Origin of the sequence: Paludisphaera soli (genome assembly GCF_011064595.1) — a bacterium.
Lineage (GTDB): Bacteria > Planctomycetota > Planctomycetia > Isosphaerales > Isosphaeraceae > Paludisphaera > Paludisphaera soli.
The window spans coordinates 23,687-45,763 of sequence record NZ_JAALJI010000019.1; the positions used below are offsets into that span (position 1 = coordinate 23,687).

14 protein-coding genes are annotated in these 22,077 nt (G+C 72.4%); 11 read left to right on the top strand and 3 right to left on the bottom strand.

The genetic code is table 11. From position 1 onward, the window contains the following. Positions 1-248: 248 nt before the first annotated feature. From G6O68_RS21185 to G6O68_RS21200, 4 genes are all read left to right on the top strand, one after another. Positions 249-1,283: a DUF1559 domain-containing protein gene (locus G6O68_RS21185; protein WP_165250648.1), complete on the top strand. Its 1,035-nt coding sequence runs from the start codon at positions 249-251 to the stop codon at positions 1,281-1,283. A gap of 104 nt (positions 1,284-1,387) precedes the next feature. Continuing rightward, entirely contained in the window at positions 1,388-1,852 is a 465-nt protein-coding gene (locus G6O68_RS21190) for a carboxypeptidase-like regulatory domain-containing protein (RefSeq protein ID WP_165250649.1), read from the top strand. Between the two features lie 600 nt (positions 1,853-2,452). Then, positions 2,453-3,871: a DEAD/DEAH box helicase family protein gene (locus tag G6O68_RS21195; protein WP_165250650.1), complete on the top strand. Its 1,419-nt coding sequence runs from the start codon at positions 2,453-2,455 to the stop codon at positions 3,869-3,871. A gap of 183 nt (positions 3,872-4,054) precedes the next feature. Then, complete coding sequence (locus G6O68_RS21200; protein WP_165250651.1) at positions 4,055-6,061, top strand: SulP family inorganic anion transporter; 2,007 nt, start codon at positions 4,055-4,057, stop codon at positions 6,059-6,061. A 117-nt stretch (positions 6,062-6,178) separates the two neighbouring features. On the opposite strand, the gene G6O68_RS21205 is transcribed toward G6O68_RS21200, so the two are convergent. Then, a complete protein-coding gene (locus G6O68_RS21205) occupies positions 6,179-7,585 on the bottom strand; it encodes a hypothetical protein (RefSeq protein ID WP_165250652.1) in 1,407 nt (468 codons plus the stop codon). Between the two features lie 551 nt (positions 7,586-8,136). Here G6O68_RS21205 and G6O68_RS21210 point away from each other — a divergent pair. The 3 genes from G6O68_RS21210 to G6O68_RS21220 all read left to right on the top strand — a co-directional run bounded on the left by G6O68_RS21210 (position 8,137) and on the right by G6O68_RS21220 (position 11,215). Further along, positions 8,137-9,423 carry a DUF790 family protein gene (locus tag G6O68_RS21210; protein ID WP_165250653.1) on the top strand — a complete coding sequence of 429 codons (1,287 nt, stop codon included), beginning with the start codon at positions 8,137-8,139 and terminating at the stop codon, positions 9,421-9,423. Next, positions 9,420-10,070: a bifunctional 4-hydroxy-2-oxoglutarate aldolase/2-dehydro-3-deoxy-phosphogluconate aldolase gene (locus G6O68_RS21215; RefSeq protein WP_165250654.1), complete on the top strand. Its 651-nt coding sequence runs from the start codon at positions 9,420-9,422 to the stop codon at positions 10,068-10,070. The genes G6O68_RS21210 and G6O68_RS21215 overlap by 4 nt, the downstream gene beginning before the upstream one ends. Positions 10,071-10,156: 86 nt before the next feature. After that, entirely contained in the window at positions 10,157-11,215 is a 1,059-nt protein-coding gene (locus G6O68_RS21220) for a HEAT repeat domain-containing protein (RefSeq protein ID WP_165250655.1), read from the top strand. Between the two features lie 7 nt (positions 11,216-11,222). Here G6O68_RS21220 and G6O68_RS21225 read toward each other — a convergent pair whose 3' ends face one another. Then, positions 11,223-14,927 carry a PAS domain S-box protein gene (locus G6O68_RS21225; protein ID WP_165250656.1) on the bottom strand — a complete coding sequence of 1,235 codons (3,705 nt, stop codon included), beginning with the start codon at positions 14,925-14,927 and terminating at the stop codon, positions 11,223-11,225. Between the two features lie 284 nt (positions 14,928-15,211). On the opposite strand from G6O68_RS21225, the gene G6O68_RS21230 reads away from it, so the two are divergent. The 4 genes from G6O68_RS21230 to G6O68_RS21245 all read left to right on the top strand — a co-directional run bounded on the left by G6O68_RS21230 (position 15,212) and on the right by G6O68_RS21245 (position 20,796). Beyond that, on the top strand, positions 15,212-15,793 hold the full coding sequence (locus tag G6O68_RS21230; protein ID WP_165250657.1) for a sigma-70 family RNA polymerase sigma factor: 582 nt from the start codon (positions 15,212-15,214) through the stop codon (positions 15,791-15,793). Further along, positions 15,790-19,146 carry a WD40 repeat domain-containing serine/threonine-protein kinase gene (locus G6O68_RS21235; RefSeq protein WP_165250658.1) on the top strand — a complete coding sequence of 1,119 codons (3,357 nt, stop codon included), beginning with the start codon at positions 15,790-15,792 and terminating at the stop codon, positions 19,144-19,146. Before G6O68_RS21230 ends, G6O68_RS21235 begins: the two co-directional genes overlap by 4 nt. A gap of 156 nt (positions 19,147-19,302) precedes the next feature. After that, positions 19,303-19,914 carry a PEP-CTERM sorting domain-containing protein gene (locus G6O68_RS21240; RefSeq protein ID WP_165250659.1) on the top strand — a complete coding sequence of 204 codons (612 nt, stop codon included), beginning with the start codon at positions 19,303-19,305 and terminating at the stop codon, positions 19,912-19,914. Positions 19,915-20,088: 174 nt separating this feature from the next. Continuing rightward, complete coding sequence (locus tag G6O68_RS21245) at positions 20,089-20,796, top strand: CAP domain-containing protein (RefSeq protein WP_165250660.1); 708 nt, start codon at positions 20,089-20,091, stop codon at positions 20,794-20,796. A gap of 265 nt (positions 20,797-21,061) precedes the next feature. Here G6O68_RS21245 and G6O68_RS21250 read toward each other — a convergent pair whose 3' ends face one another. Continuing rightward, a complete protein-coding gene (locus tag G6O68_RS21250; RefSeq protein WP_165250661.1) occupies positions 21,062-22,057 on the bottom strand; it encodes a malate dehydrogenase in 996 nt (331 codons plus the stop codon). Positions 22,058-22,077: the final 20 nt, after the last annotated feature.

A 22,077-nucleotide genomic window follows, 5' to 3' on the forward strand; every position in this document is an offset into this window, starting at 1 on the left:
GCCAGTATAGCCGCTCGCGGCCGCCGGGTCACACCGACCTGCCGCGAAGTCTCCGACGGCATCGACGGCCGGGCCGGATCTTAGAAATGGAATGCCGAAAATTGAATTGTCGCATCCTGGGGAGGCTCCTATGGTGAGTGCACCTCTCCGTCCCTCGCCTCGAATCCTTGCGTCCTCGTTCCCCCTCGTGACGTGATTCGCCGGCCGTCCGCCTCCCACTCGGACGACTTGCGGAGGAGTATCTTTCCATGGCCACCACGCACCGAAGCGAGCCTCGTCGCGGGTTCACGCTGATCGAGCTGCTCGTCGTCATCGCCATCATCGCGGTGTTGATCGCCCTCCTCCTCCCCGCGGTGCAGTCGGCCCGCGAGGCCGCCCGCCGCTCGCAGTGCACGAACAACCTGAAGCAGATCGGCCTGGCGATGCACAACTACGAGTCGGCCCACGGCTCGTTCCCGCCGGCCAAGCTCTGGTCGGCCACGTCCGGCATCACGCTCACCAACGACGCCGGCGGCCAGGGCCTGGTGCTCAACACCACCGCCTTCGTCCTGATCCTGCCGCAGCTCGAACAGACGGCGATGGCCAACGCGTACAACTACAGCCTGCCGTCGTGCCCGGCGACCAACACCGTGAACCTGACCCCGGTGGGGGGGCCGTCCTCGTACCTGGCCAACACCACGGTCACCACGTCGATCCTCTCGGCCTACAACTGCCCCTCGGACGACATGGTCCAGCCCTACAACCCGACGGCCGCGACGACCAACGGCGCCTACAACGGCTTCCTCTCGCAGCGCTGCAACTACGCCCTGCCCGCCGCCATCTATTACGAGAACGGCAACGGCCGCTCGCACACCACCCGCCCCCGCGACGGCGGCGTCTTCTCGTTCAACGACGGCTCGACGAAGCTGGCGAACATCACCGACGGCACCAGCAACACCACCCTCGTGCTGGAGTCTCGGAAGGAGAAGACCAGCGCGGCGTACGGCCCCTACTGGGGCCAGGGCGTCTGGACCTCGACCCATGCCCTGGTCTACCCGAAGTCCACCACCTCGTGGCCCGGCACCATGCCGAACGGCGTGGCGCTGACGACCCAGGTCTCCGTGGCCAACAACCCCAAGCGGCTCGGCTACGCCTGGACGAACAGCAGCCGGCACCCCGGCGGCGTCAACGTGGCCTTCGCCGACGGCTCGGTCAAGTTCATCAAGAACTCGATCGACGCGGCCGCCTGGCACGGCATCCAGACCATCGGCGCCGGCGAGGTCGTCAGCGCCGACTCGCTCTGACCCGGACCTCTCCGACGAACCCGGGCCGGTCCGGCCCCTCGGTGCGGAGCGTCCGGCCGGCCGGGTTCTTCCCTTGGCTCCCCAGCAGGAATGGATCGACGCCGATGAAACGAGTCCCGACGCTCGCGTTCGCCTGGGCCCTGATCGCCGCCTCGGGCTGCGGCTCCGGCCCCAAGTTCGTCCCCGTCACCGGCACCATCACCCTGAACAGCGAGCCCCTGGCCGACGTCTCGGTGATGTTCCTCCCCGAAGGCTCCGACGGATCCCTCACCGCCGAGGGCATGACCGACTCCAGTGGCAAGTACACCCTGATGACCCGGGACGTACCCGGCGCGGCGGTCGGCAAGTACAAGGCCGTCGTGACCCGTCTCGGCGCCCCGGGGGCGAGTACCGATCCCGCCTTCCAGGAAGACGCTTTCATGGCCTCGCTGTCGGCCCCGGCCCCGGCGAAGAAGAAGGGCGTCTCCAAGAACGACCCGATCGAGTACACCGAGGACCGAGAGGTCGTCGACGAGCCCAACCCCGTCCACGACATCGACGTGAAGGTCAAGGCCGAGGCCGCCCCCTGACCCCGGACCTCGGCTCCACCCGGGCGAACCAGGAACCCCCGCGCCGCCCTCCCCGCCGAGGCCGTCGCGGGGGTTCTTCGTTCCTGGAGTCGCGGTCGTGATCCATACTCAACCTGGCGGGCTCCGTCCGCGGCCGGCGGGCTCGTCGGGCGAGGGGTCGGAAGGGCCCACTCGCGAGCGGGCGAATCGCGCCCGAAGCGCGCCGAACGAAGCCAATTTTTCTCTGAATCCTAAGCTGTTATTATTCATGGGTTTACGGTGACAAAACGACCTCTAGGAGGCGCGCGAACGAACCCAATCGAAGCCAACCGTCGGGCCGTCGAGGCGGGGCCTTCGACTCGGGCCGGAGCGGATCCCCGGCGGGCCTTGGCTTCGGATGGAAGTTTCCCCGATCAACGCCGAGGGGGCGCGACGGCCGACCTTCCGGCCCGCGGAATCGCGCGGTTCGGGGGCCCGAAACCGTCCTCCTTCGGACTTCCCCGCCGGCGGCGGGCGGCCAAGGGGGCGGACTCGTCGGCCGGGGATCGGTCGGGTACACTGGATAAATAGTCAGCGGCGTGGGGCGGCGGTCGGGGCGGATCGGATCGGAGCGGCCGGTTCATGAGCGAGGGCGGGGCGAACGCGGAAAAGGGCGAGACGGCCCCCTTGCGGCTGGCCTTCGACCGGGGCACGGTGGTCGTCGAGGGGTTGCCCGAACACGACGGGTCCGGCCTCCCCGGCCTCCGCTACGACCCCCGGACGAAGCTCCACCGCGCCGAGGCGATCTGGTATCGCCCACTGGTCGAGCACCTGCGCGCCAGGAAGGTCGCCTATAACGACGAGGCCCGGGGCTACGGGCCGACGCAGACGCCCTGGAAGATCCAGGTTGCGAAGGAGGCGTTCCCGCACCAGGTCGAGGGGCTGGACGCCTGGTGGAAGGCCGGCGGGCGCGGGGTCGTCGTCCTGCCCACGGGCACGGGCAAGACCCACCTGGCGAACATGGCGATCGAGAAGGCCGGTCGGCCCACACTTATCGTCACCCCGACCATCGACCTCATGAATCAGTGGTACGACGAGCTGACGATGAGCTTCGGCGTCGAGGTCGGCCTGCTCGGCGGCGGCTACAACGACGTCCAGCCCATCACCGTCACCACCTATGATTCGGCCTACATCAACATGGAGCGGCTGGGCGACCGCTTCGGCCTGCTGGTCTTCGACGAGTGCCACCACCTGCCGGGGGCGACCTACGGGCTCTCGGCCGTCGCCTCGATCGCGCCGTTCCGGCTGGGGCTGACCGCCACCCCGGAGCGTGCCGACAACGCGCACACGCACCTGGATCAATTGATCGGTCCGATCGTCTACCGTCGCGAGATCACCCAGCTCCGGGGGCGGTTCCTCGCCGAGTACCAGACCATCCCGCTGTTCGTCGCCCTGAGCGACGAGGAGCGGCTCATCTACGAGAACGCCCGCGAGTGCTATCGGGCGTTCATCAGCGGCTCGGGGATCGACATGCGCCGGCCCGACGGCTGGAGCCGGTTCCTGTTCCTGGCATTCCGATCCCCCGAGGGCCGCGAGGCTTTCCACGCCTACCGCCGCCAGCGCGAGCTGGCCCTGGCCGCCCCCGCCAAGCTCAAGCTGCTGGACCGGCTGCTCGACCGCCACAACCAGGACCGCGTGCTGATCTTCACCCACGACAACGCCACCGTCTACACCATCGCCCGCCGGTTCCTCGTCCCGGTCATCACCCACCAGACCAAGACCAAGGAACGCCGGGAGATCCTCCTGCGGTTCAACTCGGGCGCCTACCCGATCGTGGCGACGAGCAAGGTGCTGAACGAGGGGGTGAACGTCCCGGAGGCCAACGTCGCCATCATCCTGAGCGGCTCCGGCTCCGTCCGCGAGCACGTCCAGCGCCTGGGCCGCATCCTCCGCAAGTCGGGCGACAAGCAGGCCGTGCTCTACGAAGTCGTCACCCGGGGCACCGTCGAGGAATACACGTCCAACCGTCGGCGGCAGCACAGCGCCTACGACGGCGATTGACGGCCGGTCGACGCCCTTGACAGCGACGTCGGAAAGTCGTCTGCTGGACTCACCCGCCGCGATGTCGCGGTCGTTAGACGATCTCTAACCCCCCCATTCGGCCGGCGGCCGCTTGCGCGCCGCACACGCGGCGAAGACGACGCGCAGGCGCCCCATCAGGGCGATGCGCCGCAGGGGGCGACGATGAGCGGGTCCGAGGGGCTCAAGGCGGCGGAAGGCGAGGGGACGGGGCACTCCCCGACGCAGGCGCAGGAGAAGCCGGCCAACGGCGTGGCGGGGCTGAAGCACTGGCGGCACGACATGACGGCGGGCCTGCTGGTCTCCCTGATCTCGCTGCCGCTGTCGCTGGGGATCGCGGTGGCGTCGGGGGCCCCGCCGATCGCGGGCCTGTTCTCGGCGATCATCGCCGGGCTGCTGCTCCCCTTCCTGGGCGGGTCGTACGTGACGATCAGCGGGCCGGCGGCCGGGCTGGCGCCCGTGCTGCTCGCCGCGATGCTGACCCTGGGGCGGGGCGACCTGGCGACCGGATATCCCCTGCTCCTGGTCGTGATCTCGATCGTCGGCGTCATCCAGATCGTGCTCAGCGCCCTCAAGGCGGCCCGCTTCAGCGCGATCTTCCCGGCGGCGGTGGTGGAGGGGATGCTGGCCTCGATCGGCCTGATGATCATCGCCAAGCAGCTCCCGAACTTCCTGGGCGCCAAGTACCACGCGCACGAGTTCTTCGAGTACTTCGCCGAGACTCCGGCGGCCTTCCGGCACATGCAGCCCCGGGTCTTCGGGCTGGGCGTGGTGTGCCTGGCGCTGCTGTTCGCGCTCGGCTCGCGGCGCGCCGGGTCGCTCCGGAAGATCCCCCCCCAGCTGACGGTCGTCGTGCTGGGCATCGTCCTCGGCCGGGCGCTGGGCCTCGGGGACGGCGCGCTGATCCACCTGCCCGACCAGATCCTCGGGCACGGGATCGTCCTGCCGAACTTCACCGGCCTGTTCGGCGATCCGGCCCTCTGGGGCGCGGCCCTGGCCGCCGTCGTGACGTTGACGATGGTCGACGGGGTGGAGTCGCTGGCGACCGCCCAGGCGATCGACAAGATCGACCCGTTCCGGAGGAAGTCGAGCCCGAACCGGGTCCTCTTCTCAATGGGGGCATTGAACATCGCGTCGAGCCTGGCCGGCGGCCTGACGATCATCCCGGGCGGGGTGAAGAGCAAGGCCTGCATCGTCGGCGGCGGGCGGACGCTGTGGGCGAACTTCTACAACGCCCTCTTCCTCCTCTTCTTCCTGTTCGTCGCGAGGCCGCTGATCGGCATGATCCCCCTGGCGGCGCTGGCGGCGATCCTGATCCACACCGGATACAAGATGAGCGAGCCGGCCGTGTGGCGGCACGTCGGCCGCATCGGCCGCGAGCAGCTCGGCCTTTTCACGATCACGGTGGTCGCCACCCTCCTGACCGACCTGCTGATCGGGATCGGCGTGGGGATCGTCGCCAAGCTGGCCTTGAACCTGGCGTTCGCCGCTCGGGGCGAGGGGCCCTTCGAGGCGATCGCGAAGGCCCCCGGGCACCTGGCCGCCTTATTCCGCAGCCCGGTGGCCGGGGCTTCCGTCGAGGGGGGCTCGTACCACGTCCGCTTCGACGGGCCGCTCGTCTGCTTCAACTCGCTGCCGGTCAACCGCGCGCTGGCCGCGATCCCCCGCCAGGCGGATCGGCTCTTCCTGCACTTCCAGGAGGGCGTGACGGTCATCGACCACACGACCTGCGAGAACCTGATCCACTTCGCCGAGGAGTTCGAGCACTCGGGGCGCGGGGCGGCCGAATTCGTCGGCATGGAGCTGCTCGGGAGGCTCTCCGACCACGAGTCCTGCACCCGGATCCGCCAGATCAACCTGCCCGGCCCGGTCGCCCCCCGGCCGTCGCGAGCCATCCTCGGCGATCTCTGGGGCGGCCTGCCCATCCTGTCCGCCGCGTCCGCCCTCCAGGGCCTGGCGATGGACGAGGCCATCAAGGACGCCTTCGACGAGCAGCCGGTCCACGCCGACCACCCCCGAGGGGTCCTGGTCCGGCTGGGGATGGTGCCGGTCGACCGCTACGTCAGGCACCCCGAGGGGGACCTCGCCGCCTTCTCCCTCCAGCAGCGCGACCCCCGCGGCGTCGACTACGCCTCCGCGCCCGACGCGGAGCGGGCCCGGCCGATCATGTAGCCGGCGGCGGCCCCCGGTCGCCGCGTCGGATCGCAGCTCCTCCTCCCGCGATCGACCGCGACGCAAACCCGATCGCGCGGGCGCCCTTCTCGGGTTCGGCCGGCCCAGGAGGGGGGCTCAGGGCCAGGAGAGGATCTCGCCGTCCGCGTCGAACTGGACCTCGAACCCGCGTCCTTCGTCCCAGGGCACGCCGAAATGGATCTCCGCGTGGACCGGCCTGTCGTCATGACGCGTCAGCACGATCGCCCCACCCTCGACGGCCCCCAGCAACTTCCCCGCGGAGAGCTCGCCGCCGTCGTCCTCGTACTCCGCGCGTTCGTCGGCGGGGAGGGAATGGGAGGCCACGCCGCGTAAGACGTCGAGGACGTGCCGCTCCAGGCCGGGACGAAGTTCGGGCCAGCGTGCCCGGAGTCGGCCGCATTCGTCGCACAACGCGTCGAGGGCCGAGGCCACGCGCGACGGGTCGGCTCGCTTCTCGAGGACGACCCTGAAGCCCAACTGGATGTCGGTCCAGTCGCAGGTCAGGCCGGCCGGCTCGTCCCACCAGATGGAGGGGGTGTCGCGGTCGTACGAGACTTCGAAAGGCCCGATCGCGGCGAGCCGGGCGTTCACGCGCTCATCGCGGCACGGCTTGGGATGGAGCGCCTCGGGGTGGGCGTCGCGAAACCGCTCGACCTCGCGGAGCCACGCCCGGACCTCGGGCGTCAGGTCTTCGGGAGGCTTGCCGGCGAAGCCTTCGTACTCGGCCAGGACCTTCCGCAACGCCTTGTTGAGTCTGGGGGACTCGGGCGGCTCCTTCGCCGCAAGGGCGTTGAGCCTGTCGAGTTGTTCGTGGAGGCCGCCGATCGCGTCGCGCTGATATCTCAGATGATTCGAGCGTTTGATCCGTCGCGCCCGGTCTTCTTCGGCGAGTCGGGGGTCGAAGTCGGGACTCTTGCGAGGGTCGCCGTGTTTCTCGACGTCGCGGGCCAGGTCGTCCTGGTGGGCCGCGACGTACGCGTCGATCAGGCGCCCGACCTCCTCGCGGGTCTCGACCCCGTCGAACGGCCGGGACTGCGGGCCGGCCTCCGGGGGCCCGCCGGGGCCGCCCCCCAGGACGTGCGAGACCCCGACGGCGACGTCCTCGCGCAGCCCCTGGATGATCCTCGCCACCTCCCCGGGGTCGTGGTTGCCGTCCCGCACGATCTCCTGGGCCTGAGAGAGGAGGGAGGGCCGGGCGGGAGACGATCGAAGGTCCCGGACGATCCCGGACGCCCCGATCGCTTCGAGGGCCCGCAAGGTCAGCGAGACCTGCAAGCCCACGTGCCCGTAGACGAACGCCCTCCGCCAGAGCTGCGGGTCGATCCCCCGGTCGTTCTCGTCCAGGAATCGGACCGCGATCACCGTGTTCGCGCCGGCCTCGGACAGCTGCGCGTGGAGCATCTTGAACGTATCGCCCGGGCTCGCGGCGGCCAGGGCCGTGCCGGAGAAGAACCACCAGTCGTGATAATCGGCCGCGTCTCGGAAGTAGGCCGGCGCGCTCATGGAAATCCACCCACGGCCGCGCCCGGGCCACGGCCCGTCTCGCCCTTCTCGAGGAACCGATCGTGAACGGGCCACGTCCCCCGCCAGTGCCGGGCGGCGACCGGGGGAAGCCCAGGATTCCGGCCCGGTCGTTCGGGCTGGGCCTCGGGCTCTCGCCTGGACCGGGGACGGCCCGTCGCCCGCCCTTCCGAGCCGCTCGACCTCGACGCGCGGCGCCTTGGCCTGCCGTCGGATCGGGTGGAGGAGTTGCTCGGCGGATCGCCCGCCATCCCTCGACCGTGGTTTTACACGAGCGGGCGGGCGAATCGCTACAGGCAAGCGGTCGGAGGACCGGCGGATCGCACCACTTCCGGGCCCGCGATCGGGTAAGATGGATCCCCGTGCGGCGCGGAGCGAAGACAACCCGGAACGGCCCGGCGGGCCGGACGAAGCGAGGACGAAGTGGACGAACCCAGCCGACCCGGCGAGCCAGGCCGCGCCCCGCGCCGCTCGTCCCGAGTCGCCCCCGCGCCGGGCCGACCGGCGCGAGGCGAGCCCGAGGGGGCCCCCCGATGCTGACCGGCGACCTGGTGCGGGTGAGGACCAGCAAGGAGCGGGTCCTGCCGCTCTACCTGAACCGCGAGAGCGCGCAGTGGCTGGAGGCCGCCGAGAGCCTGCTGGCGATCTTCCGCGAGGGGGTCGGCATGACCCGGGGCGAGATCGAGGGGGAGATCGACGAGCTGTTCGGCGGCGGCGGCAAGGCGACGCTCGTGCATCGCGGCCTGGCGAAGGTCCTGGAGGACGGCGCCGAGTTCGAGGTCGTCGCCGACGTCCCTCCCGACGTCATCCGCGAGAAGGTCTTCACCGCCGCCGCCGCCCACCGCAAGGCCCTCGCCCAGGCCCACCCCCACGACGGCAACCCGCTGCCCGAGGCCGGCCGAGGCCCCCGCCCCCCCTTCCGCCGCGACGAGGTCCTGGAGGCCGTGGCCCAGGAGCTGAAGGTCGAGCCGAAGACCCTGATCGACGGCCTCTTCGCCGACCTCCGCGACGAAAACCGGATGCTCTCGTTTCAGGACATGACCGCCCAGCGGCTGGTCGACCGCTACAACACGGCGCTCGCTCAGGCGGTCCTTCTGCGGTCGGTCCGGGTGATGGTCGAGGTCCGGGGCGAGACCCCCGCGCGGTATCGCCAGCTCTTCCGCCAGCTCAAGTTCCACCGGCTCCTCTACCGCGTGACCGGCTCGATGCGCGAGGGCTACACGTTCCACATCGACGGCCCCCTGAGCCTGTTCAGCGCGACGACGCGGTACGGCCTCCAGATGGCGCTCTTCCTCCCCACGCTGCTCCGCTGCCACGATTTCCGCCTCGACGCCGAGCTGCGCTGGGGGCCGAAGCGCGAGCCCCGCAGCTTCCACGTCGACGCCAACGTCGGCCTGGTGTCGCACACGGCCGACACGGGCGTCTACGTCCCGCCCGAGGTCCCCGCCTTCGCCGAACGCTTCCGCCAGGTCGCCCCCGCCTGGGACCTGACCGAGACCACCGAGATCGTCGAACTCGGCCGCGAGGGGGTCTGGGTCCCGGACTATCGCGCCGTGCACAGGAAGACCGGCGTGGACGTGTTCGTCGAGGTCGTCGGCTTCTGGAAGAAGGCCACGCTCGACCGCCTGCTGGACCAGCTCCCGCGCCTGGGGCCCCCCCGGTTCGTGATGGTCGTTTCCGAGAAGTTGAAGGTCGACGAGGACGCGCTGGAGAAGCTCCCCGGCCCGATCCTCTGGTTCAAGGAAATCCCCAGCGCCCCCGAGCTGGCGGCGCTGCTGGAGCGGTTCCTCCCCGGTAAACAGGAAAGCATGCTGAAATGAGTCGCGAGAAGAACCTCAGGCGGATCCTCGAAGGCGGCATCGTGGCGGTCGTCCGGGCGGAGTCGGGCGAGTCCCTGGTGAAGGTCGTCGAGGCCCTGGCCGACGGCGGCGTGACGGCGGCCGAGATCACCTTCACCGTCCCCGACGCCCTGGACGTGATCCGCGACGCCCGCCGCGCCCTGGGCGACGCCGTGGTCCTGGGCGCCGGCACGGTGCTCGACCCCGAGACCGCCCGGGCGGCGATCCTCGCCGGGGCCGAATACCTCGTCAGCCCGACCGTGAACCTTGAGGTGATCCGCCTGGCCCGCCGCTACGACAAGGCGGTGATGCCCGGCGCGTTCACCCCCACCGAGATCCTCGCCGCCTGGGAGGCCGGGGCCGACGTGGTGAAGGTCTTCCCGGCCGAGATCGGCGGCCCCCCGTTCCTGAAAGCCGTGCGCGGGCCCCTGCCCCAGGTCCGGCTCATGCCCACCGGCGGCGTCGACCTGGCCACGGCCGATGCGTTCCTGAAGGCCGGCGCGTGCTGCCTGGGCGTCGGCGGCTCGCTCGTCGAGCCCAAGGCCGTCGCCGCCGGCGACTTCGCCCGCATCCGCGACCTGGCCTCGAAATACGCCGCGATCGTCAAGGCGTTCCGCGCGACGGCCTGAGGCCGGTTCGCCGGCGGCGGTCTCGCCGGGCCTTCGCGAGGAGAGGACGCGTCCCGAGACGAACACCCCCTGGAGCCGAGCCGCCGATGAACCACCCCCGTCGCAGGCGTCCTTTCGGGCCGCTCTTCTGGTCCACCCTGGCGGTCGCGGGGCTGGCGGTCCTGGGCCTGGCCGTCCGCGAGGTGGATTCTCGCTGGGGGCCTTCGTGGCGGGCCCGCGGCCTCGCGGCCGAGATGCGGAACCCCGACCCCCGGGTCGGCCTGCCCGCCGCCCGCGCTCTGAGTAAGGCCGGCGATCCCGCGATCCCGAGGCTGGTCGAGGCCCTGCGGGACGGCGACCCCGCCGTCCGTCGCCGCGCCTCCTGGGCCCTCGGGCTCGTGATCCCCCTGCCGGCGGCGGCGATCCCGGCCCTGGGCGCCGCGATCCGCGACGACGACGCGGAGGTTCGGCGGCGGGCGGCCGACGCCCTGGCCCGCTTCGGGCCCGAGGCCGCCTCGCAGGCCGCCGCGCTGAGAGCCGCGCTGGGCGACCCCGACCCGGACGTCCGCTTCGGCGCAGCCCGTTGCCTGGCACGGGTCGAGGCGAGCGAGTCCGAGGCTCTGCGGCAAGGCGTCCTGGACCTCCTGACCGTCCCGGTCGTCCACCGCCTCGCCGATCCCGGCGGCGTCCCGAACGATCCCGACCCCACCGCCCCGGCCGACCTGCTCAAACGGATGAGCCCCGAGACGCAGGCCCGCGGCGTGGGCCTCCTGGCCAGCCTGCTCGGGTCCGACGACGCGCCCGCCCGCCGCGCCGCGGCCGCGTCCCTGCTCGTCCTCTCCGATGCGGCCGGCCCCGCCTCGCCGGAGCTGGAGAAGGCGTCGCGGTCGGACGACCTCGCGACGCGCTGCCTGGCGACGCTGGCCCTGGTGGAGATGGAAGGCTGGGAGCGAGGCCGGGCGCGGGCGACGCTGCGCGAGCTGCTCGAAGCGGGGGCCTTGCATCCCGGCGTCGTCCCGCCCCGGACCTTGCAGGAAGTGCAGTGGGTGCTGACCGCGAACCTGGAGGGGGGCTCGGAGATCTATCAGCCGGTCCACGTCCTGCGCGACCTGGCGGTCGAGCTGAGCCGGGCGGGGGCCCGCCCCGCGCCGGCCTCGCCCGAGTGAGCAGGCCTCAGCCCCGGGGGGCGAGTTCGGCCAGGAGGCGTTCGAGGTCGGCGAAGTCGACGGGCTTGACGAGGTGGGCGTCGCAGCCGGCGGCGCGGGAGAGGTCGCGGTCGGCCTGCTGGCCCCAGCCGGTGAGGGCGACGACGAGGATCCCGCGGCCCCAGGGGGCCTCGCGGATCCGGCGGGTGGCGTCGTAGCCGTTGAGCCGGGGCATGCCGACGTCCATCAGGATGACGTCGGGGCGGAAGTCCTCGGCGGCGGCGACGGCCTCCAGGCCGTCGTGGGCCACCCGGACGCGGCTCCCCAGGAGCTTGAGGATCTCGGCCATCGAGGCGGCCGAGTCGCGGCTGTCGTCGACGACCAGGATGCGGAGCCGGCCTATCGCCGGGCCGGCGTCGGGGTGAGGTTCCTCGCTCGCGGCAGCCTCGGCCTCGGCCGGGACGGGGAGGCGGACGGTGAACGTGCTGCCGAGGCCGGGGCCCTCGCTGGCGGCGGCGACCGTGCCGCCGTGCATCTCGACGAGGCCCCTCACCAGGGCCAGGCCGATGCCCAGGCCCCCGGCCATGCGCTCGTCGCCGCGGTCGACCTGCGAGAACATGTCGAACAGCCGGGGGAGCGCCTCCGGCGGGATGCCGAGGCCGTCGTCGCCGACCTCGACGACCACCTCGGTCCCCTCGCGACGCGACGAGAGCCGGATCCGCCCCCCCCGGGGGGTGTACTTGGCCGAGTTGGTCAGCAGGTTGCCGAAGACCTGGGCGAGCCGGGTCACGTCGGCGTCGAGCCGGACCGGGCCGGCGGCGAGGTCGACGGCCAGCTCGTGCCCCGAGGCGTCGATCAGCGGCCTGGCCGTCTCGACGGCGGCGGCGACCACCTCGTCCAGGGTCACCGGCCCGCGCCGCAGCTCCAGCTTGTTCTGGTTGATCCGCGAGACGTCCAGCAGGTCGTCGATCAGCCGGACCATGTGGCCCAGCTGCCGCGACATCATGTCGCGCGCCCAGGCCACGGGGGCCGGGACCTCGGCCTGGCGCATGAGCTGCAGGCCGTTGCGGAGCGGGGCCAGCGGGTTGCGCAGCTCGTGCGCCAGGAGGGCCAGGAACTCGACCTTGCGGCGGTCCTCCTCGCGAAGCTCGGCGTAGAGGCGGGCGTTCTCGACGGCCACCGCGGCGACGTGGGCGAGCTGGACGATCACCGCCTCGTCCAGCTCGGTGAAGTCCCCCTCCTCCTTGTCGGAGAGCTGCAGCAGGCCGAGGCTGCGGCCGTCGCGGCCGACGAGCGGGGCGGCGAGCCAGCCCCGCATCGGCGGGTGCTCGGCGGCGTGGCCGCTGAAGTTCCGCCAGCCGGGGTGGGCCTCCAGCTCGGCCTGGGTCAATCGCATCGGCCGGCCCGACCGGGCGACCCGGGCGTAGATCCCCGCGCCGGTCGGCTCGACCGCGAAGTCGCGCCATCGGGCGTACTTGTCGGACATCGAGACGGTCGTGATCGCCTGGGCCCAGTCGTCGCCGACGGTCAGGCTGCTGACCGCCTGGTGGGCGCCGACGACGCCCCTCGTCTGCTCGACCATCGCCCGGAGCACGCCCTCGAGCGATCCGGCGGCGTGGATCGCCAGCGCCGCGTCGGCCATCCGCCGCAAGAGCCGCGATCGCTCCCGCTCGCGGAGGAGCAGCCGCGCCTGCCGCTCCTCGTCGCGCTTCTGGGCGCTCACGTCCACGGTCACGCCGTCGAACCGGATCGGCGTCCCGTCGGGGGCGTACGACGCGCCGCCGATCGCCCGGATCCACTTCATGTCGCCGGTGGTCGGCTCGACCGTCCGGTAGTGGACGTCGTAGCCGACCCGCCCGCCGATCGAGGACTCGATCCCCCGACGCGTCGGCTCGCGGTCCTCGGGGTGGATCCGCGCGTAGAAGTCGTCGAGCGTCGGCCGGGACGAGGCGGGGAGGTGGAAATGCTGCTTGACCCGCTCGTCCCAGGTCATGTCGAACGAGGGGAGGTCGCAGTACCAGAAGCCGACGCCGGAGAGCCGCACGGCGTAGTCCAGCCGCGACCGGCTCTCGGCCAGGGCCCGCGCCGCGGCGGCCCGCTCCGAGACGTCGCGCGAGACGGCCAGCATGTGGAACCTGCCCCCGGGCGCGGGCATCGGCCCGGCCGAGGACTCCATGTGGCGGCGGGTGCCGCGCCGGCCGATCATCTCGTATTCGAGCGTCCCGCGCTCGCCCCGGCAGACCCGCGCGATGAAGGCGGCGAAGGCCTCGCGATGCTCGGGCGCGATCGACTCGCCGATCGGGCGGCCGACGACCTCGCCGGCCTCGGCCTCGACCATCGCCAGCCCCGCCGGGTTCATCTGGAGCACCCGCCCCGACGCGTCGACGAGCTTGACGCAGTCGGGCGTGGTCTCGACCATCGCCCGGTACCGCGCCTCGCTCGCCTTCAGCTCGCGCGTGACCCGGGCCCGCTCCAGCGACTCCCAGCAGCGGTCGACGACCGTGCGCAAGAGGGCGACCTCCTCGTCGGTCCAGCGCCGTGGGGAGGCCTGGTGGACGGCCATCGCGGCGATCAGCCGGCCCTCCTTGTGCAGCGGCACGCAGACCACCGCCCGGATCCGCGTCGCCCGGTAGGCCTCGCGGTCCTCCCCCGCCTCGGCGTCGACCTCGGAGTCCTCCAGGACGAACGGCTCGTTGGCCGCCATCCGCCGCTCCAGGGCGGCCCCGAAGGCGGCCAGCGGCCAGCGGCCCACGATGCTGGGGACCCCCCGCGCGTGGTCGCCGGTGATCACGAAGACCGACTCGTCCTCGACCTCGGCGTAGGCGCAGCGGTCGGCCCCCAGGTGCTCGGCCAGCAGCCTCGCGGCGACGGCCGGGATCTCGCCCGGGTCGGTCGCCTCCTGCGAGGCCGTCGCCAGGTCCACCAGGAAGCGCAGCCGCCCCTCGCTCGCCCGCAGGGCGCGCTCGGCGGCCTTCGCGGCCGAGACGTCCCGCGCGATCTTGGAGGCGGCCACCACCCGGCCCCCGTCGTCGAACACCGGCGACATGGTCGCCGCGATCTCCACCCGGCTCCCGTCCTTCCGCATCCGGACGGTCTCGAACGGCTCGACCCGCTCCCCGCGCCGCAGCTTGGAGAGGATGAACTCCTCCTCGCCCATCCGCTCGGGAGGGATGATGAGCGACGCCAGCGGCCGGCCCACCGCCTCCTCGCGGCTCCAGCCGAACAGCCGCTCCGCGCCGGCGTTCCAGGAACGCACCACGCCGTCCAGGTCCTTGCTCACGATCGCGTCGTCCGAGGACTCCACGATCGCCGCCAGCCGCGCCTGAGCCGCGTGCGCATCGCGCCGCTCGCTGACGTCCCGAAAGACCAGGACGGCCCCGATCGCCGCGCCGGCCTCGTCGAACATCGGCGCGGCGCTGTCGTCGATCGGCCGCTCGGTCCCGTCGCGGGCGATCAGGACCGTGTGATTGGCCAGGCCGACGACCTTCCCCTCGCGGAGGGCGCGGATCGCCGGGTTCTCGACCTCGGCCCGGGTGTGCTGGTTGACGATCCGGAAGACCTCGACCAGCGGGCGGCCCGCCGCCTCGGCGGTCGTCCAGCCGGTCAGCCCCTCGGCGGCCGGGTTCAGGTAGGTCACCCGGCCCTCGGCGTCGGTGCTGACCACGCCGTCGCCGATGCTGGCCAGGGTGATCCGCAGCCGCTCGCGGTCGGCCCGCGAGCCCGCCTCCGGCACCTCCCGCGATCCTCCCGAGGCGTCAGGCCCCGCGCGCTCACCCTCGTGTCCGGCCGACGTCATCCCCGCCTCCGCCCGTCATGGCGCCGCCTCCCTGCCCCGCACCGACCCTCGAATGGTCGTCGGATTGTATCAAGTTCACGTCCACATGTTCAAACCGACGCGCAGGTCGGGGCGATTCCCGCCGGCCCGCCGGATTTCGCGTGAGGACCGCCGCCGGCCGTCGTCATGATGGAGGGAGGATCGCGGACCGGGCCGCGACGGGCTGGGATGGGGGGCGAGCGATGATCGAAGAGGCGAGGCGGGGCGACGCGTCGGCGCTCGGGAAGCTCCTGGAGGGGCATCGCCGCCGGCTGCGGGCGGCGGTCGCGAGGCTCGTCGGCCCCGCGTGGGGTCTCCGGCTCGACCCCTCCGACCTCGTCCAGGAGGCGTTCCTCCGGGCCGGCCGCGATTTCGCGAGCTTCCGGGGGGCCGACGAGGCCGAGCTCCAGGCCTGGCTCCGGCGCATCCTGGTCAACCTCCTGACCGATCAGGTCCGTCGCGACCGCCGTCGCGCGACGCGGGGGGGGCGCCCGGCCTCGCTCGACGCCCTGCTCGACCGCCCGGGGACGACGGTCCACCGCGCGCTGGCGTCGAGAGGGCCCTCGCCCAGCGAGGCCGCCGCCCGCCGCGAGCGCGCCCTGCTCCTGGCCGAGGCGGTCGAGCGCCTGCCGGAGGACTATCGGCGGGTCTACCTCCTGCGCACGCTCCACCACCTGCCGTTCGAGGACATCGCCCCGAGGATGCGACGCTCGCCTGGGGCCGTCCGCATGCTCTGGGCGCGGGCCCTGGAACGCCTCGGCGGCGAGCTGGGAGGCCGCGCTTGAGCCCCGCCGGGCGCGACGGCGGCGAGCGGGCCGAGGCCGCGACGGACCGCCGGGAGGACCCGGCCGGCGCGTCGGGCCCGGCCTGGGAGTCGGAGCTGGGCCGACTGCTCGATGAATACCTCCGCAACGTGGAGGCCGGGCGGCCGTCCGACGCCGAGTTGATCGCCACGCTCCACCCCGAGATCGCCGAGCGGTTCCGGGCCTGCGTCGCCGTCCTGGACCTCACCGGCCCGGCCCTCGCCAGGGGCCCCGCCGACGACGACGCCCCCGACGGCACCCGTCTGGGGGACTTCGTCCTGCTCCGGCGGGTCGGCCGGGGGGGCATGGGAGTCGTCTTCGAGGCCCGCCAGGTCAGCCTGAACCGCAGGGTGGCCGTGAAGGTCCTGCCGCTGGCCTCGGCGCTCGACCCGCTCCGGCTGGCCCGGTTCCGGATCGAGGCCCAGGCGGCCGCCAAGCTCCACCACACCCACATCGTCCCCGTCTTCTCCGTCGGCTGCGACCAGGGCGTCCACTACTACGCGATGCAGTTCATCGAGGGCCGCTCGCTGGCCGACCTCATCAGCGAGATGCGCGCGCACCCGGCCGCCGACGCCGCGGCGAGCGGCGATCCGGCGAGATCGGCCGAGGCCCCCGCCCCCCCGGTTGACGCGGGACCGATCCTCCGGAGTCGAGGCTCGGCGCACCACCGATGGGTCGCGGACCTCGGCGTGAAGGCGGCCGACGCCCTGGAGCACGCCCATCGCCATGGCGTCGTCCATCGCGACGTCAAGCCGGCGAACCTGATGGTGGACGTCGAGGGGGTCCTCTGGGTGACCGATTTCGGCCTGGCCCGCATGGAGTCCGAACCGGGCCTGACCCTCACCGGCGACCTGCTGGGGACGCTTCGCTACATGAGCCCCGAGCAGTCCTCCGGCGATCCCTCGCGGGTCGACGGGCGGGCCGACGTCTACTCGCTGGGGGCCACGCTCTACGAGCTGTTGACCCTCCGGCCGGCCCGAGAGGGCGAGGGGCGGGACGCGCTTCTCGCCGGCCTGGACTCGGACGGGCCCCGGCCCCCGCGCTCCCGCGACCGATCCATCCCCCGCGACCTGGAGACGATCATCCTCCGGGCCATGGCCCGCGAGCCCGATCGCCGCTACCCGACCGCCGGCGCGCTGGCCGAGGACCTCCGCCGGTTCCTCGACGGCCGTCCGATCCTCGCCCGCCGCCCCAGCCCCTGGAAGCGCGCCGAACGCTGGGTTCGTCGCCACCGGTCGGCGACGGCCGCGCTCGTCTTCGGCCTCGCCCTGACGGCCGTCGCCGCGGCGGCGGTCGGCGTCCTCGCGTCCCGGAACCGCGACCTGGCCCGCGTCGAACGCCGGGCCGCCTACATCGTCGACGTGGCCCAGGCGGGCCAGCACGTCTACCGCAACGACCTGGCCACGGCCGTCGACCGGCTTGTGCACCACGTCCCCGCACCGGGGGCCGACGACGACCGCGACTTCGCCTGGCGCCTCCTCTGGCGGGCCTGCGAGGCCCGGCCGCGACGCCTGGAGGGCCATGTGGGCGACGTCTACCACGTTGAGTACGCCCCCGACGGCCGCACCCTCGCCACCGCCGGCGCGGACGCCACGGTCCGCCTCTGGGACGCCGCGACCGGCTCCCCCCTGCGCGTCTTCCGGGGCCACGCGGGGGACGTCGACTGGGTCGCCTTCTCGCCCGACGGCCGAACCCTCGCCTCATGCGGGAACGACGGCACGGTCCGGCTCTGGGACGCCCTCGACGACTCGAAGCCCTCGCGCGTCCACTCCCGCGTCGGCGTCGAGGTCGTCTCGGTCCTCTTCACCCCCGACGGCAAGAGCCTGATCTCGGGCGACGCACGCGGCCGCGTCGTGGTCCGGAACGCGGCCGACGCCGCCGTGGAACGCGTGCTGCCCTCGCAGAACACGCGGATCAACGGCATGGCCCTCTCGCCCGACGGCGCCCTCCTGGCGATCGCCTGCGAGGCCCCGCACCTGAGGATCGTGAGGCTCGGCGCGACGGGCGGGGGGTTTTCGATCGACCACCTCTCGCTGGACGTCCCTTCTATCGTCAACAGCGTGGCGTTCAGCCCGGACGGGAGCCAGGTCGCCTGCTGCGACAGCTCGGGCCGCGTCCGCCTCGCTTCCACCGGCCCGAAGGCCGTCGCCAGGGGATATCTGGTCGACCCGACCATCAGGCAGGAGGCACTCGCGTTCGCGCCGGCCGGCGGCCTCCTCGCCACGGCGGGGGGCGACGGGAGCATCGCGATCCATGAGGCCGATTCCCTCCTCTCGATCCGATCGCTCCGGTCCGGCCGGCGTCGCGCCTGGAGCCTCGCCTACTCGCCGGACGGCCGCACCCTGGCGTCCTCGGGCGACGACGGGTTCGTTGACCTCTGGGACGTCGACGAGCCGCGCGAGCGCGAGACGAGGCCGCTCCCCGGCACGAACGGCCGGATCGTCTCGGCGACGACGACCCGGCTCGGCCTGGCGATCTTCGGCAGCGCCCCGGACGGCCCCGCCCGCGCCGAGATCCGGGAGCGAGACGCGGGGCGTGCGGTCCTGGAGCGGGCGTATGGCGGCGGCGGCTGGATGCGCGGCGAGGCCTCCCCCGACGGGGCGAGGGTGGCCGTGTATCGCGAGGTGGTGGGTGGCCACCGCCTCGAAATCCTCCCGCTCGCGTCCGAAGCGCCGGCGATCGGACTCGATCTCCCCCCCGGCTTCTCCCCGCCTCGCGGCTCCCCGGCGCACGTCGGAATGAGCTTCTCTCCGGACGGCCGCCGCCTGGTCGCCTCCAACGGCACCGGGGTGGTCGGCGTCTGGGACGTCGATCGTCCCCGACCGCTCGCCTGGGTCGGCGATGCTTCCTGCTTCGCCCCCCGTTTCCTCCCGGCCGGCGATCGGATCGCCCTGGTCTGCGACGGACATCTGAGGGTCTGGGATCCCTCGACGGGCGTCATGGTCGACCATCCGGGTGCGCCGATGATCCGGGCCGATTCGATCGTCGTCACGCCCGACGGCCGCCGCGTCGTCGCCGCCTTCCGCCACGACCGGGCTCTCCTCGCCTGGGACCTGAACCAGGCCGGCCGGACGGCCTCGCTCGTCGCCACGGCCGAGGGGCCGACCGCCCTGGCCGTCTCCCCGGACGGATCCACCCTGGCCGTCGGCGACCAGACGGGCGTGACCACCCTCCTCGACGCCGCCTCGCTCCGGCCCCTCCTGCCGCTCGCCGGCCCCCCCGCCGAGGTCGTCCATCTCGACTTCTCACCGGACGGCTCCTCCCTCACCGCCGTCCACCAGGGAGACGCCAATCGCCCCGCCTCGGTGACGACGTGGGCGGATTCGCCTCGCTAAATCTCCAAGGCCGGCGTGACGTCGGCCGCGTCAGGTCGTCTCTCACCGGGGGCGTCGACCCTGGCGCGCGGCTCGCTCGATGCGAGGACGCTCGCGGCCGCCGCCCACCTCATCCGGATACGACAGGTTTTGTGGAGAACATCGAGGATGCTCAACGTGCGAACTCATTCAGCCCTGCTGGCGACCCTGGTCTTCCTGGGAGCCGCGGACGTCCAGGCCGAGCCCATCACCTTCACCCTGGAGACGGTCGCGTCCGGCCATGTGGGGGGCGTCGCGTTCACCGACGCCGCGTTCACCCTCAGGACCACCGCGGACACCGACGACGTGCGGGGGCCGTTCACAAGCCAGCAATACCTCGTCGACGGCCTCACGCTCACCGCCTCGATCGCGGGCGTCGGGGACCTGACGCTCTCCAATCTCCACTTCGTCGACATGAGGACGGTCCAGGGGCCTCTGGGCGATCGTGGGGGAGCGTCCTTCGGCATCCTGGTTTTCTTCGACGAGTCCTTGGCGGGCTATGACCTCAAGTCGGCCGTCGGCCCGACGCTCGGCCTTATCGCCTCGGCCGGTCCGGGCGTGACGTATGCGACCAGCCTCGGCTCGCTGGAGTTCTCCCGGGTCTCCGACGAGGGGACTTTCACGGCGAGCACCACCATTGCCACCGTGCCCGAGCCCGCGAGCCTCGCCTTGCTCGCCGTCGGCGCGGGGGCCCTCGGGGTCGTCGCGCGGCGCAGGGCGTCGGCCCTCGGGCGACGCGTTCGCTCGTGACGTTGATAAATCGCGACTTCGCGACGGGATCGTGGGAAGTTCGCTTTTGATCATGTAGGATTGCGACGCGATCCGGCGAGGCCGTGACCCAGCCCGCCGGGCCCGTCTTTCGGGCCGGGGGACGATCCCCGGCGCGTCGTCATCCTCATCGATCCAATCCGTCGAGTCCGCCCCATGAAAGCCCTCTCGCAGGTGCTCGCGTTCGCTTGCGCGCTGCTGACATTCGCGACGATCGACGCCGAGGCGGCGAGGCCGCCGGCCCGCCGTCCGACCCGGTCGACGGCCCGGCCGCAGCCCCGGGCCGTCACGACCCCGGCCCGGTCGAAATCCGCGATCGCCGCCCAGTCCAGGTCGTCACCCCGACGGCCCGCGAGCCGGATGCCGGCCGCCTCGCCGGCCGTGGCGATCGCGGCCCCGATACCGATCCCGGCCCCGGCACCCGTCCTCAACGCCACTCCGGACTCGCTCGCGCGGCGGATTGTGGAGCTGACGAACGCCGAGCGGGCCGCCGTCGGGGCGGCCCCGCTGGCCTGGAGCGACCGCCTGGCGTTCGCGGCGGAGGTCCACGCCGACGACCTCGCGTCGCGGGGGATCGTCGAGCACGTCGTGGACGGCGTCACGCCCTATGACCGCGTGGCGACCGTCGGCGAGGCCGCCGCCTCGGTGGGCGAGAACCTGTTCCGCGCCCTTCCCGTCGCCGCCGACCCGACGCTGGCCGAGGGTGTCGTCGCCGCCTGGATGAACTCGCCCGACCACCGCGATAACATCCTGGACCCCGCGTTCACCGAGCTGGGCGTGGGCGTGAGCCTCGACCCGATCCCGGCCGATCCCTCCACGCGGGACCTCTTCGCCGTCCAGGTCTTCGCCCGGCCGATCCGCTGAGCGTTCGGCCGAGCGCCGATCGCGCCGGAATCGCGCTCGCTCCGGCCCGTTCGTGCGCATGATCCAGGTACGGGATGCTGCGTCCCGATGTTTCTTGGCACTGCGGCGCAGGTGCGGATGCCGATGTGGCGACGAAAGGAAAAACGCGCGAACGAAGCCAATCGCGGAGCGGTGTAAAGCCTTGGTTGAGCAGGACTTAACCCCGAAAACGGCGATTGGCTTCGTTCGCAGACGAACCCAATTTTGGGTTCGTTCTCGACGTCGATCAGGCGGCCGGGCCGAGGAGGTCCTTGACGGCGTCGCGCTCGGCGATCAGCTCCTGGGCGGAGGCGTCGAGGCGCTTGCGGGCGTCGTCGTCGATCGGCACGCCGGGGACGATGGACCAGGAGCCTTCGCCCTTGGAGGTGAGCGGGAAGCTGTAGATCAGGCCCGAGGGGATGCCGTAGCTGCCGTCGGAGACGACGGCGGTGCTGAACCACTCGTCGGCCGGGGTCGGGTGGTAGAGGTTGGCGACCGTGTCGATGGCGGCGTTGGCGGCCGAGGCGGCCGACGAGGCGCCGCGGGCCTTGATGACGGCGGCCCCGCGCTTGGCGACGGTGGGGATGAAGTTCTCGGTGAACCAGGAGTCCTCGCGGATCACCTTCGGGGCGGGCACGCCGGCGATCTCGGCGTTCTTGTAGTCCGGGTACTGGGTGTCGCTGTGGTTGCCCCAGATCGTGACCTTCTTGACCGAGGAGACCGGCACGCCGGCCTTCTTGGCGATCTGCGCGGTGGCCCGGTTCTGGTCGAGCATGGTCATCGCGAACCAGCGGTCGGCGCCGACCTTCGGGGCGTGCGACCGGGCGATCAGGGCGTTGGTGTTGCACGGGTTGGCGACGGTCACCACCCGGACGTTGGGCCCGGCCACGTCGTTGACCGCTTTGCCCATCCCGGTGAAGATCGGCCCGTTGGCGCGGATCAGGTCGGCCCGCGTCATCCCGTCCTTGCGCGGCAGGCCGCCGACGAGGATCACCCAGTCGGCGTCGGCGAAGGCGACCTCGGCCTTGTCCGAGGCCTTGACCTCGGTCAACAGCGGGAAGGCGCAATCCTCCAGCTCCATGATCGTCCCGTTCAGCGACGGCAGCGCCGGGGTGATTTCCAGGAGCTGGAGGGCGACCGGGCGGTCGGGGCCGAACAGGGCGCCCGAGGCGATGCGGAACAGAAGGGCGTATCCGATCTGGCCGCCGGCCCCGGTGATCGCGACGCGGAGGGGAGTGGACATCTTCGAGGATTCTCCGATTG

Excerpts from the sequence above, each read along its gene's own strand:
- G6O68_RS21190 (WP_165250649.1), top strand. The coding sequence starts at position 1,388 with ATGAAACGAGTCCCGACGCTCGCGTTCGCCTGGGCCCTGATCGCCGCC.
- G6O68_RS21215 (WP_165250654.1), top strand. The coding sequence starts at position 9,420 with ATGAGTCGCGAGAAGAACCTCAGGCGGATCCTCGAAGGCGGCATCGTG.
- G6O68_RS21200 (WP_165250651.1), top strand. The coding sequence starts at position 4,055 with ATGAGCGGGTCCGAGGGGCTCAAGGCGGCGGAAGGCGAGGGGACGGGG.
- G6O68_RS21250 (WP_165250661.1), bottom strand. The coding sequence starts at position 22,057 with ATGTCCACTCCCCTCCGCGTCGCGATCACCGGGGCCGGCGGCCAGATC.
- G6O68_RS21185 (WP_165250648.1), top strand. The coding sequence starts at position 249 with ATGGCCACCACGCACCGAAGCGAGCCTCGTCGCGGGTTCACGCTGATC.
- G6O68_RS21195 (WP_165250650.1), top strand. The coding sequence starts at position 2,453 with ATGAGCGAGGGCGGGGCGAACGCGGAAAAGGGCGAGACGGCCCCCTTG.
- G6O68_RS21245 (WP_165250660.1), top strand. The coding sequence starts at position 20,089 with ATGAAAGCCCTCTCGCAGGTGCTCGCGTTCGCTTGCGCGCTGCTGACA.
- G6O68_RS21220 (WP_165250655.1), top strand. The coding sequence starts at position 10,157 with ATGAACCACCCCCGTCGCAGGCGTCCTTTCGGGCCGCTCTTCTGGTCC.
- G6O68_RS21205 (WP_165250652.1), bottom strand. The coding sequence starts at position 7,585 with ATGAGCGCGCCGGCCTACTTCCGAGACGCGGCCGATTATCACGACTGG.
- G6O68_RS21230 (WP_165250657.1), top strand. The coding sequence starts at position 15,212 with ATGATCGAAGAGGCGAGGCGGGGCGACGCGTCGGCGCTCGGGAAGCTC.
- G6O68_RS21210 (WP_165250653.1), top strand. The coding sequence starts at position 8,137 with ATGCTGACCGGCGACCTGGTGCGGGTGAGGACCAGCAAGGAGCGGGTC.